The following is a 1,688-nucleotide window of genomic DNA, read 5'->3' on the forward strand; positions in this document are numbered from 1 at the left end:
CCGGTGCGGGTCACGGTGCCGGCGGCGGGCGCGAGCTCACCGGCGAGGGTCGCGAGCAGGGTCGTCTTGCCGGCGCCGTTGCGGCCGACCAGACCGATCCGGTCGCCGGGGGCGATGTGCAGGCTGACGTCGGACAGGAGGAGGCGGGCGCCGACGCGCACGTCGACACCACGGGTGGTGATCATGGGATAACGCTCCGAAACAGCGGACGGACACACGGGTGGCGTGGAAGCGGGTCCGTCGGCTAGGAAATTCGGGGCGTAGACATGGGGCCGAGAGTATCGGCGCCGCCGGGGGGCCGCACCCGAATTTCCGAGTGGGCGACAGCGGGCCGGGGCTGGCTCCGTTCAGGTCAGGGTCCGGGTGCGGTTTCGGCCAGGGCGCCACGCGAATGGCGCACGGGGCATCCTTGTCGTGCACGCGCCCACTCCGCTTCCATGGCGCCATGGGCCGACGAGACCTCGTTCTTCTGACCGATCACAGCTCCACCGAGGGCACCCGGGACGCGATGGCCACCGCCGTCCGGAGGCTGACCGGCCGGGAACCCGTCCTGGTCGACGCGCGGTGCTTCATGACGGATGACGCCGACGGGCTCGGCGGCACCGGCCGGATCGAGGCCGACGATGCCGCGGGCGACGGCGCCGTGCGGCTGGAGGCGCAGGGGCGAGCCGTGACCACGGACACCGTGGTCGTCTACGAGATCCCGCCGCACCGGCGACCCGCCTTCGCCGACGTCCAGCGACGGCTGCGCGCGTACGGCGTCCGTTCGCTCGGCACCGACGCCGAGGCCTGGCGCGCGGCTACCGAGAAGGACCGCACGGTGGCGTGCTTCACCCGCGACGGCGTGCCGCACATGCCGACGATCGCGCTCTCCCGGCCGAGCCCGGAAGCCGCCGGAGCGGCCTTCGAGCGGCTCGGCGGCGACGTCTGGGCCCGGCCGTGCGTGGGCATGGGCGGCGACGACGTCTTCCATGTCACCACCCGCGCCCAACTCGACGCCGCCGCACGGTACTACGCGGACCTCGGCGCGGACTGGCTGATCGCCGAGGACGCCCGGAACTTCACCGCCGACGGGCAGCGCCACCAGTTCCGGGTGGTGGTCCTCGGCGGCCGGGTCCTCCGGGCGACCGAGCACGTCCAGTCCGATCCCGACGCGCCGTGCAACGAGGTCAGGGGCGCCGTCTCCACCCTCCTGGAGGTCGACGAACTGCCGCCGGGCATCGCGGACCTGGCGGTCTCGGCGACGAAGTCCCTCGGCCTCCCGTTCGCGGGCGTCGACCTCGCCGCCGAGAGCGGCGGCGTGGTCTTCGAGGTCAACGTCCACCCGGCGTTCGGGCGGAACAACGGGGTGGACCAGGTCGCCGTCCCGTACGTCGCGGCACACCTGGAGGACTGACCCGGCCCCGCGACGGCTCGGCTCCGGAGTACTGACCCAGCCCCGCGACGGCTCGGCTCCGGAGTGCTGACCCAGCCCCGCGACGGCTCGGCTCCGCAGGTCGGACGCCCCCCGCGACGGCTCGGCTCCGGAGGCCGGACGCGCCCGCGACGGCTCGGCTCCGCAGGTCGGACGCCCCCCGCGACGGCTCAGCTCCGCAGGATCGCGCCGAGGATCGCCGGGCGGAAGAGCAGGGTCGGCGGCGCGACCAGGGACATCACCTCGTGGAAGGCCGCCGTCACCGCCGGGTTGT

2 protein-coding genes are annotated in these 1,688 nt (G+C 74.2%); one reads left to right on the top strand and one right to left on the bottom strand.

Annotated features, from left to right (window positions below; genetic code table 11):
- Window positions 1–185, bottom strand: a 185-nt coding sequence (locus AB0O00_RS38125; protein WP_363659275.1) for an ATP-binding cassette domain-containing protein, incomplete at its 3' end; no start/stop codon positions are given.
- A 260-nt stretch (window positions 186–445) separates the two neighbouring features.
- Here AB0O00_RS38125 and AB0O00_RS38130 point away from each other — a divergent pair.
- A complete protein-coding gene (locus tag AB0O00_RS38130; protein WP_363659276.1) occupies window positions 446–1,396 on the top strand; it encodes an alpha-L-glutamate ligase in 951 nt (316 codons plus the stop codon).
- Window positions 1,397–1,688: the final 292 nt, after the last annotated feature.

It is taken from the genome of Kitasatospora sp. NPDC093558 (assembly GCF_040683475.1).
Classification (GTDB): domain Bacteria; phylum Actinomycetota; class Actinomycetes; order Streptomycetales; family Streptomycetaceae; genus Kitasatospora.